Raw genomic sequence first — 16,031 nt, 5'->3', positions numbered from 1 at the left:
TGAGCCCCTTTTCCGAGGTGGTTCACCTCGGAAAAGGGGCCCGAACGGGCGTCCGCCCCGGTCAGCCGGGCGGTGTGAAGCGTCCGTCGATCGCCGTCCAGCCTCCGTCCACGAAGAGCTGGCTCCCCGTGACGAAGGACGACGCGTCCGACGCGAGGTAGACGACGGCCCCGGCCAGTTCGTCGGCCCGGGACCAGCGGCCCAGGGCGCTCTTGCTGGCGTAGGCCTCCGACCACTCCGGCACCGCCCTGATCTGCGCGGTCAGCGGGGTGTCCACGACGCCCGGGGCGATGGTGTTCACCCGCACACCCGACGGGCCCAGCTCGGCCGCCGCGGTCCGCAGCAGCTGGACGAGGCCCGCCTTCGTGGCCGCGTACACCCCCTGGCCCGGCTCGACGGCCACCGCGCGGATCGAGCTGAAGCCGATGATGCTCCCCCCGCCGCGCTCGGCCATGCCACGGCCGAACGCCCGCACCAGGTCGAAGGACGCGCGCAGATTGAGCGCCACGACCCGCTCGAATTCCTCCGCCGTGTAGTCGAGCAGGGGCTTGCGCACGTTCGTCGCGGCGGTGAAGACGAGCACATCGACGGGGCCGAGCTCCTCGGCGGCACGCGCGACCGCGTCGCCGTCGAGCACATCGAGGGCGTACCCGACGAGGCCGGGCCCCATCGCCGCCGACTCCTCGGCCGCCGCCAGATCGCGGTCGGCGCACACCACCGTGGCGCCGTGTGCCGAGAGCGCCAGGGCGCTCTCGCGGCCGATTCCGCTGCCCGCCCCCACCACGACGGCCTTGCGGCCGTCGAGCCGGAACAGGCGGGAGTACGCGTCCACCGGATCGGTGTGCTCCGTTGCTCGCACTGTGGTCCTCACCGCTTCCGTGTCGTCGGGCGGATCACTGCCATACGGGTGACGGTGAGCTCTTCGATGGCGAACCTCGGGCCCTCCCGTCCGGCCCCGGAGTCCTTCACACCGCCGTACGGCATGACATCGGACCGGAAGCCGGGAACCTCGTTGACGACCACTCCGCCCACCTCCAGGCGGTCGAGAGCGGTGAACGCCGTGTCGAGGGCGCTGGTGTAGACGCTCGCGTGCAGTCCGTAGCGCGAGTCGTTGACCAGGTCGAGGGCGGTGTCCAGATCGGGGACGGACCGTACCGCGACCACGGGGGCGAAGACCTCCTCGTTCCACACGGGCAGCGCGCGGTCCACGTCGAGCAGCACGGTGGGCTCGATCACCCCGTCGGTGACACTGCCCCCGGCGACGAGCGAGGCCCCCGCCGCCACCGCCTCGTCCAGCCAGGCGCGCACCCGCTCGGTCGACCGCTGGTCGATGAGCGCCGAGACACGCGTCGCCGGATCGCGCGGGTCGCCCACGGCCACCCGGGCCACCCGCTCCCGCAGCCGGGCCACGAACTCCTCGCGCACGGCGTCCACCACGATGACCCGCTGCACGCTGATGCACGCCTGGCCCGACGCGTAGAACCCGCCGCGCGCCACCGCGTCGGCGGCGGCGTCCAGGTCGGCGTCGGCGGCCACCACCAGGGCGGCGTTGGAGCCGAGTTCGAGCAGCACCTTGGTGGGTGCCGCGTCCCGGGCGATCCGGTGGCCGACGGCGGCGGAACCGGTGAAGGAGACCGCACCGATCCGGCGGTCGGTGGTCAGCGCGACACCCACCTCGGGGCCCCCGGTCACCAACTGGACCGCGGCTTGTGGCGCGTCGGCGGCGCCGAGGGCCTCGCGGAGCAGGTGCACCAGCCACAGGGTGGCCAGCGGCGTCTGCGGGGCGGGTTTGACGACGACCGGGCAGCCGGCGGCCAGGGACGGCGCGACCTTGTGCGCGGCGAGCAGCAGCGGGTAGTTGAAGCCCGCGATGCCCACCACCACGCCGATCGGCTTGCGGATCCAGAAGCCGAGCAACCCCTCGCCCGACGGCAGCAGGTCCAGCGGCACCGTCTCCCCGTGCAGCCGGGCCACTTCCTCGGCCGCCGTCAGCAGCGTCAGCAGGGTGCGGTCCACCTCGACACGGCAGTCGACCAGCGGTTTGCCGGTCTCCAGGACCAGCAGCCGCTCGAAGTCCGCGCGTCGGGAGGCGATGGCCTCGTGCGTGGCGAGCAGCGCGGCCCGGCGGGTGTGCGAGGGGAGCCGGCCGACCCGCTCGCGTACCGCGAGGGCCGCGTCCACCGCCTGGCGCGCGAGACCGGTGTCCCCGACGGGGGCACGGGCGACGAGTGTCCCGTCGTAGGGAAAGCGGACGTCCTCGGTGGCGGGTGCCGCCACCCAGGTGCCGCCGATGGGAAGACCCTCGGGAAACTCCTTCACCACGGGGGCTTCGCCGTCGACGGATGGGACATGGGTGGTCACGGTCGCTACTCCCGGTTGAGGTCGGCCGCCGACACTCCGGACAGTGCCTTGCCCAGGGTCGGAACGGCGGCGATCAGCCTGCGTGTGTAGGAATGCCGGGGGTCCTCGTACACCTGCTCCGTGGACCCGGTCTCCACGATCTGCCCGGCGTGCATGACCGCGACCCGGTCGCACACATGGCGGACCACGGAGAGGTCGTGGGAGACGAAGACCAGCGTGAGGGACAACTCGTCGACGAGGTCGGCGATGAGGTTGAGCACCTGGGCCCGTACGGACACGTCCAGGGCGCTCACCGGCTCGTCGGCCACGATGATCTTCGGACGGGGGGCGAGGGCACGCGCGATCGAGATGCGCTGCCGCTGGCCACCGGAGAACTGGTGCGGATACCGGTCCGCCGCGTCGGCCCGCAGCCCGACGGCCTCGAGCAACTCGGCCACCCGCTCCCGGCGGTTCCCATGCCCCTGTGCCACGAGCGGCTCGGCCACGATGTCGCCCACCCGCATGCGCGGGTCCAGCGAACTCATCGGGTCCTGGAACACGAGCTGGAGCCGCTCGCGGACGAACTTCAGCCGTCTCTCCCGGAGCCCGGTGATGTCCCGGCCGTCGATCGCGACGCCGCCGCTGGTGGGGCGGTCGAGTCCGGCCATGATCCGCAGCAGGGTCGACTTCCCGCACCCCGACTCGCCCACGATGCCGAACCGCTGCCCCTGGGGAATGCCGAAGCTGACGCCGCGCAGGGCGTGCACCGGCGGGCTGGGGCGGCGCAGTGAGGTGCGCGGCCGCTGGTAGACGCGGGTGACGTCGCGGACGCTGATGGCGTCCGCGGGGCCGGTCCGCGGCTCGGGCGCGAGAGGGGTACTGGTCGGCTGCTCAGCCACGGCCGGCCTCCTGGTTCGTGGGGGCGCCGGTCCCGTGCGCGCCGCTTCCGGGCACCGGGTGGAAGCAGGCGTAGCCGGAGTCCGGTCCGGTCGGGATCCACTTCGGTCTGGTGGCGCACACGTCGGTCGCGTGATCGCACCTGTTCCGGAACACGCATCCGGCGGGGAACCGGCCCGCCGGCGGTACGGACCCGCGGATCGTGGCCAGCCGGCCGCGGCCGTCGACCACGGTCAGATCCGACGCGCCGATCAGGCCCTGGGTGTAGCGGTGCCGGGGGTGCGTGAACACCTCGTGGACCGGCCCGGACTCGACCAGCCGCCCGCCGTACATGACCATGACCCGCTCGCAGGCGGTGGCCACCACGGCCAGGTCATGGGTGATGAAGAGCAGGGCCGACCTGCGGTCCTGGACACCTCGCACGATCAGGTCGAGCACCCGCGCCTGCACGGTGACGTCGAGCGCGGTGGTGGGTTCGTCGCAGACCAGCAGCGCGGGGTCGTTCGCGAGGGCGATGGCCAGCACCACCCGCTGCCGCTGGCCCCCGGAGAACTGGTGCGGATAGGCCCGTGCGGCGGCCTCGGGGTCGGGAAGCCCCACCTGGGCGAGCAGTTCCACCGCGGCGGCCCGGGCGGACGCGCGGTCGGGCCTGGTCCGGTGGATCAGCAGCACCTCGGCGATCTGCCGCCCGACCCTCATCGTGGGGTTCAGAGCGGTCATGGGCTCCTGGAAGACCATGGCGATCTCCTTGCCCCGCACCCGGGACATCCGCGCCTCGTCGGCTCCCACCAGGTCATGGCCGACTCCGGCGAGCCGTACCGAACCCGAGGCCCGCAGCCCCTCGGGGAGCAGGCCCAGGACGCTCAGCGCGGTCAGCGACTTGCCCGACCCCGACTCACCGATCAGCCCGACCCGTTCGCCCGCCCGGATGGTGAAGCCGACGTCTTCGACGAGCTTGCGGCCGCCCACCGTGACGTCGAGGTTCCGCACGGCCAGCACGTCGTCATGCGCGGCGGCGGCCGGTCCCGTCTCAGGTGCCGGGGTCATCGGCGGTCCTCCAGCTTGGGGTCGAAACGGTCGCGCAGGCCGTCACCGAGCAGATTGAATCCGAGCACCGCCACCGCGATCGCGACGCCCGGGAACACGGCGAGCCGGGGCGCGATGGACAGCAGCTCCTGGCTCTCCTGCAGCATCCGGCCCCAGGACGGTGTGGGAGGCGGGGTTCCGAAGCCCAGGAAGGACAGCGCGGCCTCGGCGAGTACGGAGATGGCGAAACCCACCGACGCCTGCACGATGACGAGACTGCTGACGTTGGGCAGGACATGCCGCACGGCGATCGCGAACGGCCCACGGCCCGCCGCACGCGCGGCGATGACGTACTCGGTCCGCATGACCTGCAACGTGCCACCGCGGATCAGCCGGGCGAAATGAGGGATGGACGCGATGCCGATGGCGACCATCGCGACCAGCGTGCCGGCGCCGTACACGGCCGCGAACATGATGGCCAGCAGGAGTGCCGGGAAGGCGAGGAGCAGGTCGTTGCCGCGCATCAGCAGCTCGCCGAACCAGCGGGGCGCCATTCCGGCGACGATGCCGAGCGGCACGCCGATCAGGGCGGCGACCCCCACGGCCACGAAGCCGACGAACAGCGTGGTGCGCGAGCCCATCAGGATCTGGCTGAACACATCGCGGCCGAACTTGTCCGTGCCGAACCAGTAGTCGGGCGACGGCTCCTGCAGCCGCACCGAGGGATCCACCAGGGTCGGGTCGTGCGGAGTCCATACGAAGGACAGCAGCGCCATGCCGATCACGACCGCGACGATGAGACCGCCCACCAGGAGGCTGCCCGTGACCGGGCGGCGGCGGTGGCGGTCCGCGGACACCGCGGACGCGGCGCCGGCCTCGACGTCCGGAGCACTCATGACGCACCTCCCCTGAGCCGTGGGTCGATCAGCAGATAGACCATGTCCACCAGGAAGTTCACCAGCAGCACCGCCATTGCGATGATCATGACCACGTCCTGCACCACGATGAGGTCCCGGTTGGCGACGCTGTCCAGCAGCAGGCTGCCGAGCCCGGGGATGACGAAGACCCGTTCGATGACGACGGAGCCCACCAGCAGCGTGGCGAGCTGCAGGGCCAGGACGGTGACCACGGGCACCGCCGCGTTCCGCAGTCCGTGCCGCAGCAGCGCCCGGGTCGGGCGGAGTCCCTTGGCGCGAGCGGTGCGCAGATAGTCCTCCCGGAGGACATCGAGCACGGCGCTGCGCACATAGCGGGTGACCACCGCCGCCTGCACGATGCCGAGGGACAGGGCGGGCATCACCAGCTGTTTGAGGAACAGGACCGGATCCTGCACCGGAGGCGTCCAGCCGTTCGCCGGCAGCCATCCGAGCCCCACCGCGAACACGGTGATCAGGAGGATACCGGCGAGGAAGGCCGGGACGGCCACGCCGACTTGGGACAGGGCCGAGAGAAGGAGCCCGGACGGCTTGCGGTGCCGCACGGCCATCAGCGTGCCCATGGGGAGGGCCAGGACACAGGCGATCACCATTCCGGTGCCGACGAGCCACAGGGTGACCTGGAGGCGGTCGGCGAGCTGCGGGCCGATCGGCGCGTGGGAGACGTAGGAGTTCCCCGGGTCGAAGGTCACCAGCCCATGGACCCAGCTGAGGTACTGGGTCACGAGCGGCCGGTCGAGCCCGAACTCCTGGCGCAGCCGCGCCACCGCGGAGTCCGACGCGCTGGTGCCGAGGGCGACCCGGGCCGGATCACCCGGCAGCACCGCCATGAACGCGAACACCAGCACGGAGCTCACGGCGAGGCCGGCCAGGAGGATCGCGATCCGCTGAACCAGACGGACGATCATCGGTTGAGGCCGCCTTTCATGACCGGCCCAGGCCGGTGAGATCCAGTGACTCGGAGACGGAGTTCACGGGCAGGCCGGTGATGTCCGCGTCCGCCACCATCAGGTTGGGCAGCAGGAACAGCCAGTCGGCCGCGGCGTCCTCGGACAGCAGCCGAGCGGCCGCCCGCATGGCGGTGATCTGCTGCTCCCGGCTGCCCTGGTCCGCCTTCTTCAGCAACGCGCGGAACGCGGGGTTGTCGTAGTGGGTGTAGTAGCCCTTGTCCCCGAACACCGTCTGCATGTCGCGGGGCTCCACATGGCCGATGATGGACAGGTCGTAGTCGGAGTTCTTGAACACGGTGGTCAGCCAGGCCGCGGGGAACTCCAATTGGTCGAGCTCGACCTTGAACCCGGCCTGTTCGAGCTGGCTCTTGACCACGGTGCCGCATGCGGTGGCGTAGGGCAGCGTCGGAATCCGCAGCCGCAGCGTACGGCCGGCCTCGCCGGACTCCTTCAGGAGCTTCCTGGCCTTGTCGCGGTCGTACGGATACAGGCCGGTGAGGTTCTGGTACCAGGGGTCGGTCGGCGGAACCATGCCGCCGATGAGCTTGCCGCGCCCCGCCCAGCAGGTGTCCATCAGGGCCTTGTGGTCGATGGCGTAGCGGACCGCCTGGCGGGCCTTCCGATTCTTCATCGGGCCCGAGCCGTTGTTGAGGGAGAGGACCACTTCGCCGTTGGTCGTGCCCTCGATCACCCGGTATTTCGAGTTGTTCTGGAACCGGTACAGGGACTCCGGGGACTGCATCTGGCCGATCACATTGATGGTGCCCGTGAGCAGCGCGTTGTTCATGGCCGTCGGGTCCTTGAAGTACTTCAGGGTGACCGACGCGAAGTGTGGTGCGCGCCCCCAGTAGCCCTTACGACGGGCCAGCGTGATCGAGTCGCCGCGGTTCCAGTTCCGCACCACGTACGGGCCGGTGCCCACCGGCTCGGTGGCCAGCTCGCGCACCCCGGTCCGGCTGAACATCGCGCCGACGCGGGTGGTCATCCGGTACAGCCAGTCGTTGCTGGGCTTCTTCAGGGTGACCTCGAGTTCGGTGGGCGACACCGCCCGCACCCGGTCGACGACGCTCATCTGGGCCTTCTGCGCCACCGTCCAGGCCCTGCCGACGCGTTCGACGGAGAACTTGGCGTCCTCGGCCGTGAACCGCGCGCCATTGCTGAACGTGGCGTCCTTCACCAGGTGGAACGTGTACGTCCTGCGGTCCTTGGACAGGCTCCACGACGTGGCCAGATCGGGCCGTATCGTCCCGGACTGATCCAGCTTCACCAGCGTCTCGTAGACGTTGTCGAGCAGTGCCTGCGGAATGGCGGCACCGTCGGTCCTGGTGAAGTCGAAGTTGGCCGGCTCGGCGGCGAGTCCGATGCTCAGGCTGTTGCCGGTGGGCTTTCCGACCGACGTGGACCCGGCCGAGCAGGCTGCCAGCGACAGGCATGCGAGCGCGGCCGCGACCGTCCCGGGGAGCCGCGCCGGCCGCTTGTGCGTCATGGACGCCACCTTCCGCTATGACTGGCCTGACCAGTAAGCTCACTTGGCAGGTACCGTGGCGACTGAAGCTGTACTTGTCAAGGGGTTCGATCCCCCCGGGCAGCGCGAGGGGGCACCGCCCAGCGGTAGCTGGGGGAGAAGGAGTGTGCGAGTGCTCACGGAACAGGGCCTGGCCGCCATGCCGGCCGTAGAGATGGTGGCCGGATTCGCCGATCGCACGTTGTCGCCGGTCCAGGTCCACGACGCCGTCCAGTCGGTGATCGAGGCGCGCGAGAGTGTGCTCAACGCGTTCTGGGTGCGGGATCCGGACGAGTCCCGCAAGGCGGCACTGGCCAGCGAGGCCCGATGGTCGGCGGGGGAGCCGCTCGGGCTCATCGACGGCGTGCCCGTGACGCTCAAGGAGAACGTCGCCCGCAGGGGCGTCCCGATGCCCTCGGGCAACGCGGGGACAGAACCGGTCGTCCCCGAGGCGGACGCGCCCATCACCGCGCGAGTCGTCGAATCCGGCGGGGTGGTGCTCGGGTCGACCGTGATGCCGGACTGGGGCATGCTCTCCTCGGGCGTCTCCAGCCGGCACGGCATTTCGCGCAGCCCCTGGAACCCCGATTGGACGACGGGCGGTTCCAGCTCCGGCGCGGGGGCCGCGGCCGCCGGGGGATACGGCCCGCTGCACGTCGGCACCGACATCGGGGGATCGATCCGGCTGCCGGGCACCTGGCTGGGCCTCGCCACGCTCAAGCCCAGCTACGGGAGGATCCCGCTGGACACCCCGTACCTGGGGCGTGCCGCCGGGCCCATGACCCGTACCGTCGCGGACGCGGCCCTGTTCATGCGCGTCCTGAGCCAACCCGACCCCCGGGACTGGTCGAGCCTGCCGCCGGAGGACATCGACTGGTCGGCGCTGGACGGCGAGGTGTGCGGGCTGCGAGTGGGAGTGCACCTGGACGCCGGCTGCGGGGAGCCGTGCGACGCCGAGATCCTCGCCGCGGTGAACCGCGCCGCCGCGGTCTTCGAGGCGGCGGGAGCCGTCGTGGAGCCGGTCGGGCCGTATCTGGCCCAGGAGCTCCTGGACGACCTGGATCTGTTCTGGCGGGTGCGGTCCTGGAACGACTTCCGCGCCCTGGAGCCCGAGGCCCGGCTGCGCGTCCACCCCCACATCATCCGGTGGTGTCAGGGCGGCGCCGATGTGCCGGGCACCAGGGTCCTGCAGTGCTACCAGCACATCATGCGCATTCAGGCGCGGACCGTGGCGGCGACGCTCCCGTACGATCTGGTGCTCTCGCCGGTGGCGCCGGTGGCGGCGTTTCCCGCCGAGCAGCCGATGCCCTTCCCGGGGGACGAGAAGACCATGGCCCATATCGGCTTCACCGCGCCGTACAACATGTCGGGCCAGCCGGCCGCGACCGTCAACTGCGGTTTTACGGCGGACCACCGGCCCATCGGGGTGCAGATCGCGGGCCGCCGATTCGACGACCTCGGCGTGCTGAGGGCGGCGGCGTGGTACGAACGGAGCCGGCCCGCCGAGGCGGTTCCGCGCTGGCCGGACGACGCCGTTGGGGCGCCCACGGGGGCGCAGACGACACCGACCACGCCCGAAGGGAAGCGGCCTTGAGCGACGGGGCACAGTTCCGGCAGGTCTCGCCCGTACGGCTCTACCAGCGCATTGTCGAGCAGATCGAGCAGGCGATCGTGCGCGGTGACCTCAAGCCCGGCCAACGGCTGCCGAGCGAGCGGGAGCTGGTGACGCAGTTCGGGGCCAGCCGTCCCACCGTGCGCGAGGCGCTGCGCGTGCTGGAGAGCGACGGCCTCGTCCGCTCGCGCCCGGGTGACCCGAACGGCCCGGAGATCCTGCCCTTCTCGCCGGCCGGCCTGACCAAGCAGATGACCCGGCTCGTCCAGTTCGACAACGTGTCCATGGCCGAGCTGATCTCGTTCCGCATGATCCTCGACGGGTCGGCGAGCTCGCTGGCGGCCCGGCTGCGGTCCGAGGAGGAACTGTCCGTCATGGAACGGACGATCGCCGTCATGGCGGATGCGATCGAGGCGGGGTACGAGGAGTTCGGCAAGGCCGACGTCGCGTTCCACGAGGCGGTGGCCGTGGCCGGCCGCAACTCCCTCATCCAGGTCTGCAACCAGGTGGTCAGGGGCGCGGTCCTCGCGCTGATCTCGGACAAGGTCGCCCATGCGCACAACAGCGCTACGCTCATGCGGGAGTCGCTCCGCCACCATCAGGAGGTGCTCGAGGCGATCCGGGCGGGGGACGGCCTCGCGGCGGCACGCATCTCGCGGCGCAAGCTCTACGAGTACTACGCCGGCTACGTCCCCGAGAACGAGCGGGGGCCGCTGCTCGCGCTCGTGGACGACGAAGAGAGCTGACCCGCGCCGGTCGCACCACCGCCTCGGCGATCTCCTCGGTCGGGTGAAGCCTGTCGCGCGCTGTCAGTGGCGTTTACGGTGACGAACGTGATGCTGAGCGCAAGATCCCTACTGCCGGTCAACCTCACCCTCGGCGTGGTGCTGGTAGTGCTGCTGGCCGTGGCCGCGGGGGTCGCCTACTGGTTTGGTCTGTCCCCCAATCCCTCCGTCAACCGTCCGCGGGAGATCGCGGTCGCGGGTGTGCGTGCGGCGGCGCAGCTCGCCGCTGTGTCCCTGGTCATCACCTGGGCCGTCACCCGATTGGCGGGTCTGGCCGCGTTCCTGGTCGTGATGTTCGGCGTCGCCGTGCGCACGGCGGGCCGACGGCTGACCAGCAATCGCACCTGGTGGCTGACCGCCGCGCCGATCGCCGCCGGCGTCGTCCCCACGGTGGCCGCCCTGCTGTTGACGGGACTCGTTCCCGCGAAGGGTCTTGTCCTCATCCCCATCAGCGGCATCCTCATCGGTGGCGCCCTGACGGTCACGGTGCTCGCGGGCCGACGCGCCCTCGATGAGCTGGAGCTTCGGCGTGGCGAGGTCGAAGCGGCGATGGCTCTGGGTTTGCTCGACCGGGATGCGCGAATGGAGATCGCACGGCCGGCCGCGTCCGACGCGTTGCTGCCGGGGCTGGACCAGACGCGCACGGTCGGGCTGGTGACCCTTCCCGGGGCGTTCGTGGGCATGCTCCTGGGCGGGGCGAGCCCGCTTATGGCCGGGGCCGTTCAGCTGTTCGTCCTGATCGCCTTGATGGCGGTCCAGGCCATCGCCGTCGCGGTGACCGTCGAGCTGATCGCCCGGCACCGTCTGTTCCGTCCTGGAGCGACATCCCGTTCCTCTACAAGCCTGTAGTCGGACCGCGGGGCGGTGGAGGACCGTCTGCGAAAATGAGCGCCATGACTGAGCAGCACGGCGACCGCCGATCGGCCGGGGAACTGGAGGCCAGCGTTCTGGCGGCACTGTGGGCTGCCGACCGGCCCCTCACTCCGGGAGAGGTCCGGGAACTCCTCAACGCGGGCTTGGCGCGTACGACGGTGACGACCATCCTGACCCGGCTCCAGGAGAAAGGGGTGGTCGACCGTGCCCGGCAGGGACGCGGATACGCCTACACCCCTGTCGCCGACAGCTCCGGCCTCCACGCCCGCCGCATGCACGCCGAGCTCGAACGCGGCGAGGACCGCGGCGAGGACCGCGGCAGCATCCTGGCCCGATTCGTCTCCGACCTCAGTCCAGAGGACGAGGAGATACTCCGGGCGCTGCTGGACGGCGACGAGGAGACCCGAGAGTGATCTACGCGGTATGGCTTCCGCCGCTGATACCCCTGATCGCCGTTCCCGCCGCACGGCACGCGGCTGACCGCCTCGCTCCGCGCGCCGCTGCCCGGCTCCTCGTCTCCTGCGCGGTGCTGCTCGCCTGCTCCAGCACCGCCGCCCTGGGCGCGCTGGCCGCGCTGGGCCTCCTGCGAGTGAACCAGGTCGCCTCGGCCGCAGGCTTCTCCCCGGAAGCGCCGGCCGGGCACACCGGGCCGGCCCTGTGGACGGCACCGGTGGCCACGATCTTGCTGATCGCCGGATTCGCCCAGGTGATCCGCGTCGCGGTCCGCCACCACAGGGAGCTTCGCTCGGAACAGCGAGCCATCGGCCCGACGGCCGGTGAACTGACCGTCCACCCGGACGAGTACCCGTACGCCTACGCACTTCCCGGTCGGCGGGGGAAGCCGGGCACCATCGTCGTCAGCGCCGCCATGCTGCGCTCGTTGCGCCCGGACGAACGCGAGGCGCTGTTCGCACACGAACGGGAGCATCTCGCCGGACATCACCACCGCTTCCTCGCCGCGGCCCAGCTGGCCGCCGTGCTGCACCCCGCGCTCCGCGCCCTCCGCGAGCCCCTGGCCTACGCCCTCGAACGCCGGGCCGACGAAGCGGCCGCCCATGCGGTGGGTGACCGAAAGCTGGCGGCGAAGGCGATCGGCCGCGCCGCCCTCGCGGCGCGCGAGTCGAAGAGCCCGGCCGCCCGGCGCGGGGCGATCCTCGCTACGGTCGGCGGTGCGGTGCCCCGTCGCGTGATGGCCCTCCTCCAGGCCGACGACGCCACACAGCCGGCCCGGCGCCGCTGCTGGACATGCGCCGTCGCCGTCGCGCTGCTGTGCTGTCTCGCACTCTCGGCCGCGACGGGCGTGGACGCCGTCGAAGACCTGCACCTGAATGTCGCACATGGCGCAGACCCGGACCGAGCCGCGTCAGTGACCTCGGCATCGTGGGCGCGCTGACAAGCAGATCGACGGATCAGCCGGAGGAGGGTACGGCCGGCAGGCGGACCACCAGGCGCGCCCCGCCGAGCCCACCGGCGTCCGGGGCGGGGTCCTGGTCGGCGTGGGCGGTGCCGCCGTGTGCGGTGATGACCTTGCCGACGATGGCGAGGCCGAGGCCCGTGCCGCCGGCCTCGCGGGACCGTGCCTCGTCGAGGCGGGTGAAGCGCTCGAAGACCCGTAGCCGGTCCGCGGCCGGGATGCCCGCTCCGTCGTCGCTGACGGTGAGTTCGACGGTGCCTTCGCGTTCGCTCAGGGCCACCCGTACCCGCTGGGCCGCGTGGCGGCGTGCGTTGTCCAGCAGGTTGCGTACGACGCTGCGCAGTGCCTCGGCGTCGCCCCGCACCCGCCCGCCCGAGACGCGCCGGGCGTCGATGTCCGCCTTGGCCAGCGAGCGCTGTCTGCGGACCTCGGCCAGGACCACCTCGTCCAGGTCGACGATGTGCGTGCCCTGTGACCGCGAGCGGGCGGGATCCTCGCTGCGGGCCAGTGCCAGCAGCCCCTCGACCAGGTCGTGCAGCCGTACCGTGTCCTCCAGCAGGGCGGCGGCCATCTGCGGGTCCCGGTCGGGGTCGGGGTAGCTGGACATGACCTCGAGCTGGGCCCGCAGGGCCGTCAGCGGGCTGCGCAGCTCGTGCGCGGCGTCGGCGACGAACCGGCGCTGGGCGACGGAGGCGTCGTCGAGGCGGGTGAGCATGTCGTTGAGGGTGACGCCGAGCGCGTGGATCTCGTCCTGGCAGGCGGGCAGGTCGAGGCGGCGGTGCAGATCGGTCGCGGTGATGTCCGCGGCCTGGCTGCGCAGGGTCTCCACCGGGCGCAGGGTGCGGCCGGCGGTGAGCGAGATCGTCCACGCCACCAGCGCGGTCAGCGCGGGCACCCCGACCACCAGGCCGGTGGTCAGACTGGACAGGGTGTGTTCGGCCTGGGCCAGGGACACCCCCACGACGATGGTGGAGGGGCGGCCGTCGACGCGGATCGGCCGGGCCAGTACGCGGAAGTCGCCCCCGTCGCCGATGCTGAGGTCACGCAGGGTGGCCGGATGTCCCGCGAGCACGTGCGCGGGGAGGGGGTTGGGGAAACCGCTGGGGCTGCCCGGACGGGTGTCGTAGTCGGAGCTGGCCCGCACCTTCCCGTGGGCGTCGAGCACCTCGACGACATCGGCGTCCCCTCCGTTGGAAGGGATGAGGGAACCCAGCCGGTCGTGGCGGATGAGGGCGGTGACGTCCGACAGCCGCTGTCGGCCGGTGCCGTCCCGGTCGCTCCACATGGAGTGCCGGAGACCGAGCAGCAGTCCGAGGCCGGCCGCGACCATCGCGAGGGCGACGACCATCGTGGCCCACATGGTGACCCGGGTCCGCAGGCTCAGCCTCCGGGTCAGCCGTCGCACCCGGCCGACCGCCGGACCCCCGAGGGGAAGACGCCGGGACACTCAGCCGCCCTTCGCGTCCAGCCGGTAGCCGACGCCGCGCACGGTCTCGATGGCGGACCTGCCGAAGGGGGTGTCGATCTTGCGCCGGAGGTAGCCGACGTAGACCTCGACGATGTTGGGGTCGCCCTCGAACCAGGCATCCCAGACCTGGGCGAGCAGCTCGGTCTTGCTCACCACCGTGTCGGGGTTGCGCAGCATGAACTCCAGCAGCCCGAACTCGCGCGGCGTCAGATCCAGGCGCTCGTCACCGCGACCGCACCGATGGGCCGCCGGGTCCAGCCAAAGATCACCCGCACGGAGTACCGGCGACCGCTGCGGGGTGCTGCGGCGCAGCAGCGCGCGGATCCGGGCCAGCAGCACCACGAACGAGAACGGCTTCGTCAGATAGTCGTCCGCGCCGAGGTCGAGGGCGTCCGCCTCGTCGTACTCCCCGTCCTTGGCGGTGAGGATCAGCACCGGTGTGGTGATGCCCGCGGCCCGCAGGGTCCGGCAGACGTCATAGCCGTTGCGGCCCGGCAGCATCAGGTCGAGCACGATCACGGCGTAGTCGTTGTGCCTGATCAGACCGAGGGCCTTCTCGCCGTTCTCCGCGATGTCGACGTCGAACTCCTCGGCGCGCAGTCCGCGGTCCACGGCGGCGGCGATGTTCTGCTCGTCCTCGACAACCAGCACACGCACGCCACATCACCCCATGACCGCACCGACGGGTCGGCCGGAAGACTGATCCTCAATTGTGAGTCTAGAGGCCGGACCGCAGGTCGGCCGCGTGTCTCTCAGCGGACTCTCAGCATCCCCACAGCGCTCACTCAGCGCTCTCAGTGTGCGCACAGGCCGTAAGCGACACAGTGGAGAGTGCCTGTTTCGCACAGGCGTCGAGTCCAACGGACCGGCACCATTCGACGAAAGGCGCCAATCGTGGCACCGACTTCCGCGCCGCGGCGCGCGGACGAACGTCCGTCCCTCACCGCCAGTACCGCGCCGAAGCCCGCCCCGCGCATCTTCGAACTCCTCGGCTCCCGCCCGGCTCCCACCGGGCTCTGGGCCCTGATCGTCGCCGGGGGGTACGCCGCGGGCCTCGCGGCGGACGCCGTCGGCCTTCCCGCCCCCTACCTGCTGTCCGCACTGCTGGTCGGCGCCGTCCTGGCGCTGTGCGGAGTGGTCCGCGACCGGCTCCCGGCACCGGCCCACCGGACTTCGCAGGCGCTGGTCGGCGCCCTCATGGGCAGCTATCTCACCCCGTCCGCCCTCGTCTCCGCCGCGCCCGTCGCGCTGCCACTGACCGTGGTCACGGCGGCCACCATCGCGCTGAGCCTCGTGGCCGCCTGGTTCCTGGCCCGCGGTGGCCGTATCAGCCGGCCCAGCGCCGTGCTCGGCATGGTGCCCGGCGGTTCGGCGGCGATCGTCACCTGCGCCGACGAGCTGCGCGCCGATGTGCGGCTGGTCGCCTTCACCCAGTACCTGCGCGTCGGTCTCGTCGCCACCACCGCTCCGCTGGCGGCCCACTGGATGACCTCCGCGTCCTCGGCGGCAGGCGGTCACCCGGCCGCGGGCGGCGGCGCCGGACCCGGGCTCCTCCATGTCGTCGCCGGGTCGGATCAGCTCACCGGTCTGTTCGCGCTCGCCGCCATCGCTGTCGCGGGCTCCTGGGCCGGCCGGCGGCTGCGGTTGCCCACACCGCTGCTGATCGGGCCGATGCTGGTCGCCCTGGTCGCGACGCTGAGCGGCGCCGTACCCGGCTTCGCGCCCGTCGGGATGCTCCAGAACGTCGTCTTCGTCCTCGTCGGTCTCGACGTGGGCGTACGGTTCACCCGCCAGACGCTCGTCAGCATGCGGTGCCTCCTGGCCCCGATCCTGGTCTGCATGGCGGTCGTCTGCCTCGGCTGCGCCGGGCTGGCGTGGGTATTCGCCGCGGCGACGGGCACTCCGATCACCGACGCCTACCTCGCCACGACCCCCGGGGGGATCAACGCGGTCCTCGCCACGGCGGTCTCCTCCCACGCGGACATCGCGCTGGTCTCCACCGTGCAGAGCCTGCGGCTCCTGGCGGTCATCCTGGTCACGCCAATGATCACCCGCCTGCTGGCGGCGCGGTGGTCAAAGCCCGCCGGCGCGGATGGGCAGGGCGCCCGGAACGTTCCCCTCCGTGCGAGCGTCTACAGTAACGTAGACCGTCTACGCGCTTGTAGTCGCACACGGGTTCGTGTGTCCGGTCGTCCATAGAGTCCGGCCGTCCATAGAGAGGGAGTCC

General features: G+C 71.6%; 15 protein-coding genes. 6 read left to right on the top strand and 9 right to left on the bottom strand.

The window, feature by feature from the left end; genetic code table 11:
- Nucleotides 1–61 precede the first annotated feature (61 nt).
- From NP777_RS02180 to NP777_RS02150, 7 genes are read right to left on the bottom strand one after another with little or no spacing between them, the layout of a single operon-like run.
- Nucleotides 62–859, bottom strand: a complete 798-nt coding sequence (locus tag NP777_RS02180; RefSeq protein WP_256648265.1) for an SDR family NAD(P)-dependent oxidoreductase — start codon at nucleotides 857–859, stop codon at nucleotides 62–64.
- An 8-nt stretch (nucleotides 860–867) separates the two neighbouring features.
- Nucleotides 868–2,361 (bottom strand): aldehyde dehydrogenase family protein, encoded by a 1,494-nt coding sequence (locus NP777_RS02175; RefSeq protein ID WP_256648264.1) that lies wholly within the window; start codon nucleotides 2,359–2,361, stop codon nucleotides 868–870.
- Between the two features lie 5 nt (nucleotides 2,362–2,366).
- On the bottom strand, nucleotides 2,367–3,239 hold the full coding sequence (locus tag NP777_RS02170; RefSeq protein ID WP_256648263.1) for an ATP-binding cassette domain-containing protein: 873 nt from the start codon (nucleotides 3,237–3,239) through the stop codon (nucleotides 2,367–2,369).
- Entirely contained in the window at nucleotides 3,232–4,284 is a 1,053-nt protein-coding gene (locus NP777_RS02165) for an ABC transporter ATP-binding protein (RefSeq protein ID WP_256648262.1), read from the bottom strand. The genes NP777_RS02170 and NP777_RS02165 overlap by 8 nt, the downstream gene beginning before the upstream one ends.
- Nucleotides 4,281–5,159 carry an ABC transporter permease gene (locus NP777_RS02160; RefSeq protein WP_256648261.1) on the bottom strand — a complete coding sequence of 293 codons (879 nt, stop codon included), beginning with the start codon at nucleotides 5,157–5,159 and terminating at the stop codon, nucleotides 4,281–4,283. The genes NP777_RS02165 and NP777_RS02160 overlap by 4 nt, the downstream gene beginning before the upstream one ends.
- Nucleotides 5,156–6,106: an ABC transporter permease gene (locus tag NP777_RS02155; RefSeq protein ID WP_256648260.1), complete on the bottom strand. Its 951-nt coding sequence runs from the start codon at nucleotides 6,104–6,106 to the stop codon at nucleotides 5,156–5,158. The genes NP777_RS02160 and NP777_RS02155 overlap by 4 nt, the downstream gene beginning before the upstream one ends.
- Before the next feature lie 16 nt (nucleotides 6,107–6,122).
- Complete coding sequence (locus tag NP777_RS02150; RefSeq protein ID WP_256648259.1) at nucleotides 6,123–7,634, bottom strand: ABC transporter substrate-binding protein; 1,512 nt, start codon at nucleotides 7,632–7,634, stop codon at nucleotides 6,123–6,125.
- Between the two features lie 151 nt (nucleotides 7,635–7,785).
- Here NP777_RS02150 and NP777_RS02145 point away from each other — a divergent pair, with 151 nt between their 5' ends.
- The 5 genes from NP777_RS02145 to NP777_RS02125 all read left to right on the top strand — a co-directional run bounded on the left by NP777_RS02145 (nucleotide 7,786) and on the right by NP777_RS02125 (nucleotide 12,315).
- A complete protein-coding gene (locus tag NP777_RS02145; protein WP_256648258.1) occupies nucleotides 7,786–9,246 on the top strand; it encodes an amidase in 1,461 nt (486 codons plus the stop codon).
- Entirely contained in the window at nucleotides 9,243–10,010 is a 768-nt protein-coding gene (locus NP777_RS02140) for a FadR/GntR family transcriptional regulator (RefSeq protein WP_256648257.1), read from the top strand. The genes NP777_RS02145 and NP777_RS02140 overlap by 4 nt, the downstream gene beginning before the upstream one ends.
- Before the next feature lie 90 nt (nucleotides 10,011–10,100).
- On the top strand, nucleotides 10,101–10,898 hold the full coding sequence (locus NP777_RS02135; RefSeq protein WP_256648256.1) for an ABC transporter permease: 798 nt from the start codon (nucleotides 10,101–10,103) through the stop codon (nucleotides 10,896–10,898).
- A gap of 44 nt (nucleotides 10,899–10,942) precedes the next feature.
- Nucleotides 10,943–11,335: a BlaI/MecI/CopY family transcriptional regulator gene (locus NP777_RS02130; protein WP_256648255.1), complete on the top strand. Its 393-nt coding sequence runs from the start codon at nucleotides 10,943–10,945 to the stop codon at nucleotides 11,333–11,335.
- Complete coding sequence (locus NP777_RS02125; protein WP_256648254.1) at nucleotides 11,332–12,315, top strand: M48 family metalloprotease; 984 nt, start codon at nucleotides 11,332–11,334, stop codon at nucleotides 12,313–12,315. Before NP777_RS02130 ends, NP777_RS02125 begins: the two co-directional genes overlap by 4 nt.
- 16 nt (nucleotides 12,316–12,331) lie before the next feature.
- On the opposite strand, the gene NP777_RS02120 is transcribed toward NP777_RS02125, so the two are convergent.
- The gene (locus NP777_RS02120) at nucleotides 12,332–13,741 is read right to left on the bottom strand and encodes a HAMP domain-containing sensor histidine kinase (protein ID WP_256648253.1); all 1,410 of its coding nucleotides are present in this window, start codon (nucleotides 13,739–13,741) and stop codon (nucleotides 12,332–12,334) included.
- A 42-nt stretch (nucleotides 13,742–13,783) separates the two neighbouring features.
- Entirely contained in the window at nucleotides 13,784–14,461 is a 678-nt protein-coding gene (locus tag NP777_RS02115; protein WP_256648252.1) for a response regulator transcription factor, read from the bottom strand.
- Between the two features lie 237 nt (nucleotides 14,462–14,698).
- Between NP777_RS02115 and NP777_RS02110 the strand changes: the two genes are divergently transcribed.
- Nucleotides 14,699–16,003, top strand: coding sequence for an AbrB family transcriptional regulator (locus NP777_RS02110; protein ID WP_256648251.1), 1,305 nt, complete (start codon nucleotides 14,699–14,701; stop codon nucleotides 16,001–16,003).
- Nucleotides 16,004–16,031: the final 28 nt, after the last annotated feature.

It is taken from the genome of Streptomyces rugosispiralis, from assembly GCF_024505145.1.
Taxonomy (GTDB): domain Bacteria; phylum Actinomycetota; class Actinomycetes; order Streptomycetales; family Streptomycetaceae; genus Streptomyces; species Streptomyces rugosispiralis.
This window is presented reverse-complemented; position numbering and strand designations above follow the sequence as displayed.

What these genes read in the sequence shown, in the direction of transcription:
- NP777_RS02160 (WP_256648261.1), bottom strand. Translation starts at nt 5,159, where the DNA reads ATGAGTGCTCCGGACGTCGAGGCCGGCGCCGCGTCCGCGGTGTCCGCG.
- NP777_RS02165 (WP_256648262.1), bottom strand. Translation starts at nt 4,284, where the DNA reads ATGACCCCGGCACCTGAGACGGGACCGGCCGCCGCCGCGCATGACGAC.
- NP777_RS02155 (WP_256648260.1), bottom strand. Translation starts at nt 6,106, where the DNA reads ATGATCGTCCGTCTGGTTCAGCGGATCGCGATCCTCCTGGCCGGCCTC.
- NP777_RS02130 (WP_256648255.1), top strand. Translation starts at nt 10,943, where the DNA reads ATGACTGAGCAGCACGGCGACCGCCGATCGGCCGGGGAACTGGAGGCC.
- NP777_RS02135 (WP_256648256.1), top strand. Translation starts at nt 10,101, where the DNA reads ATGCTGAGCGCAAGATCCCTACTGCCGGTCAACCTCACCCTCGGCGTG.
- NP777_RS02150 (WP_256648259.1), bottom strand. Translation starts at nt 7,634, where the DNA reads ATGACGCACAAGCGGCCGGCGCGGCTCCCCGGGACGGTCGCGGCCGCG.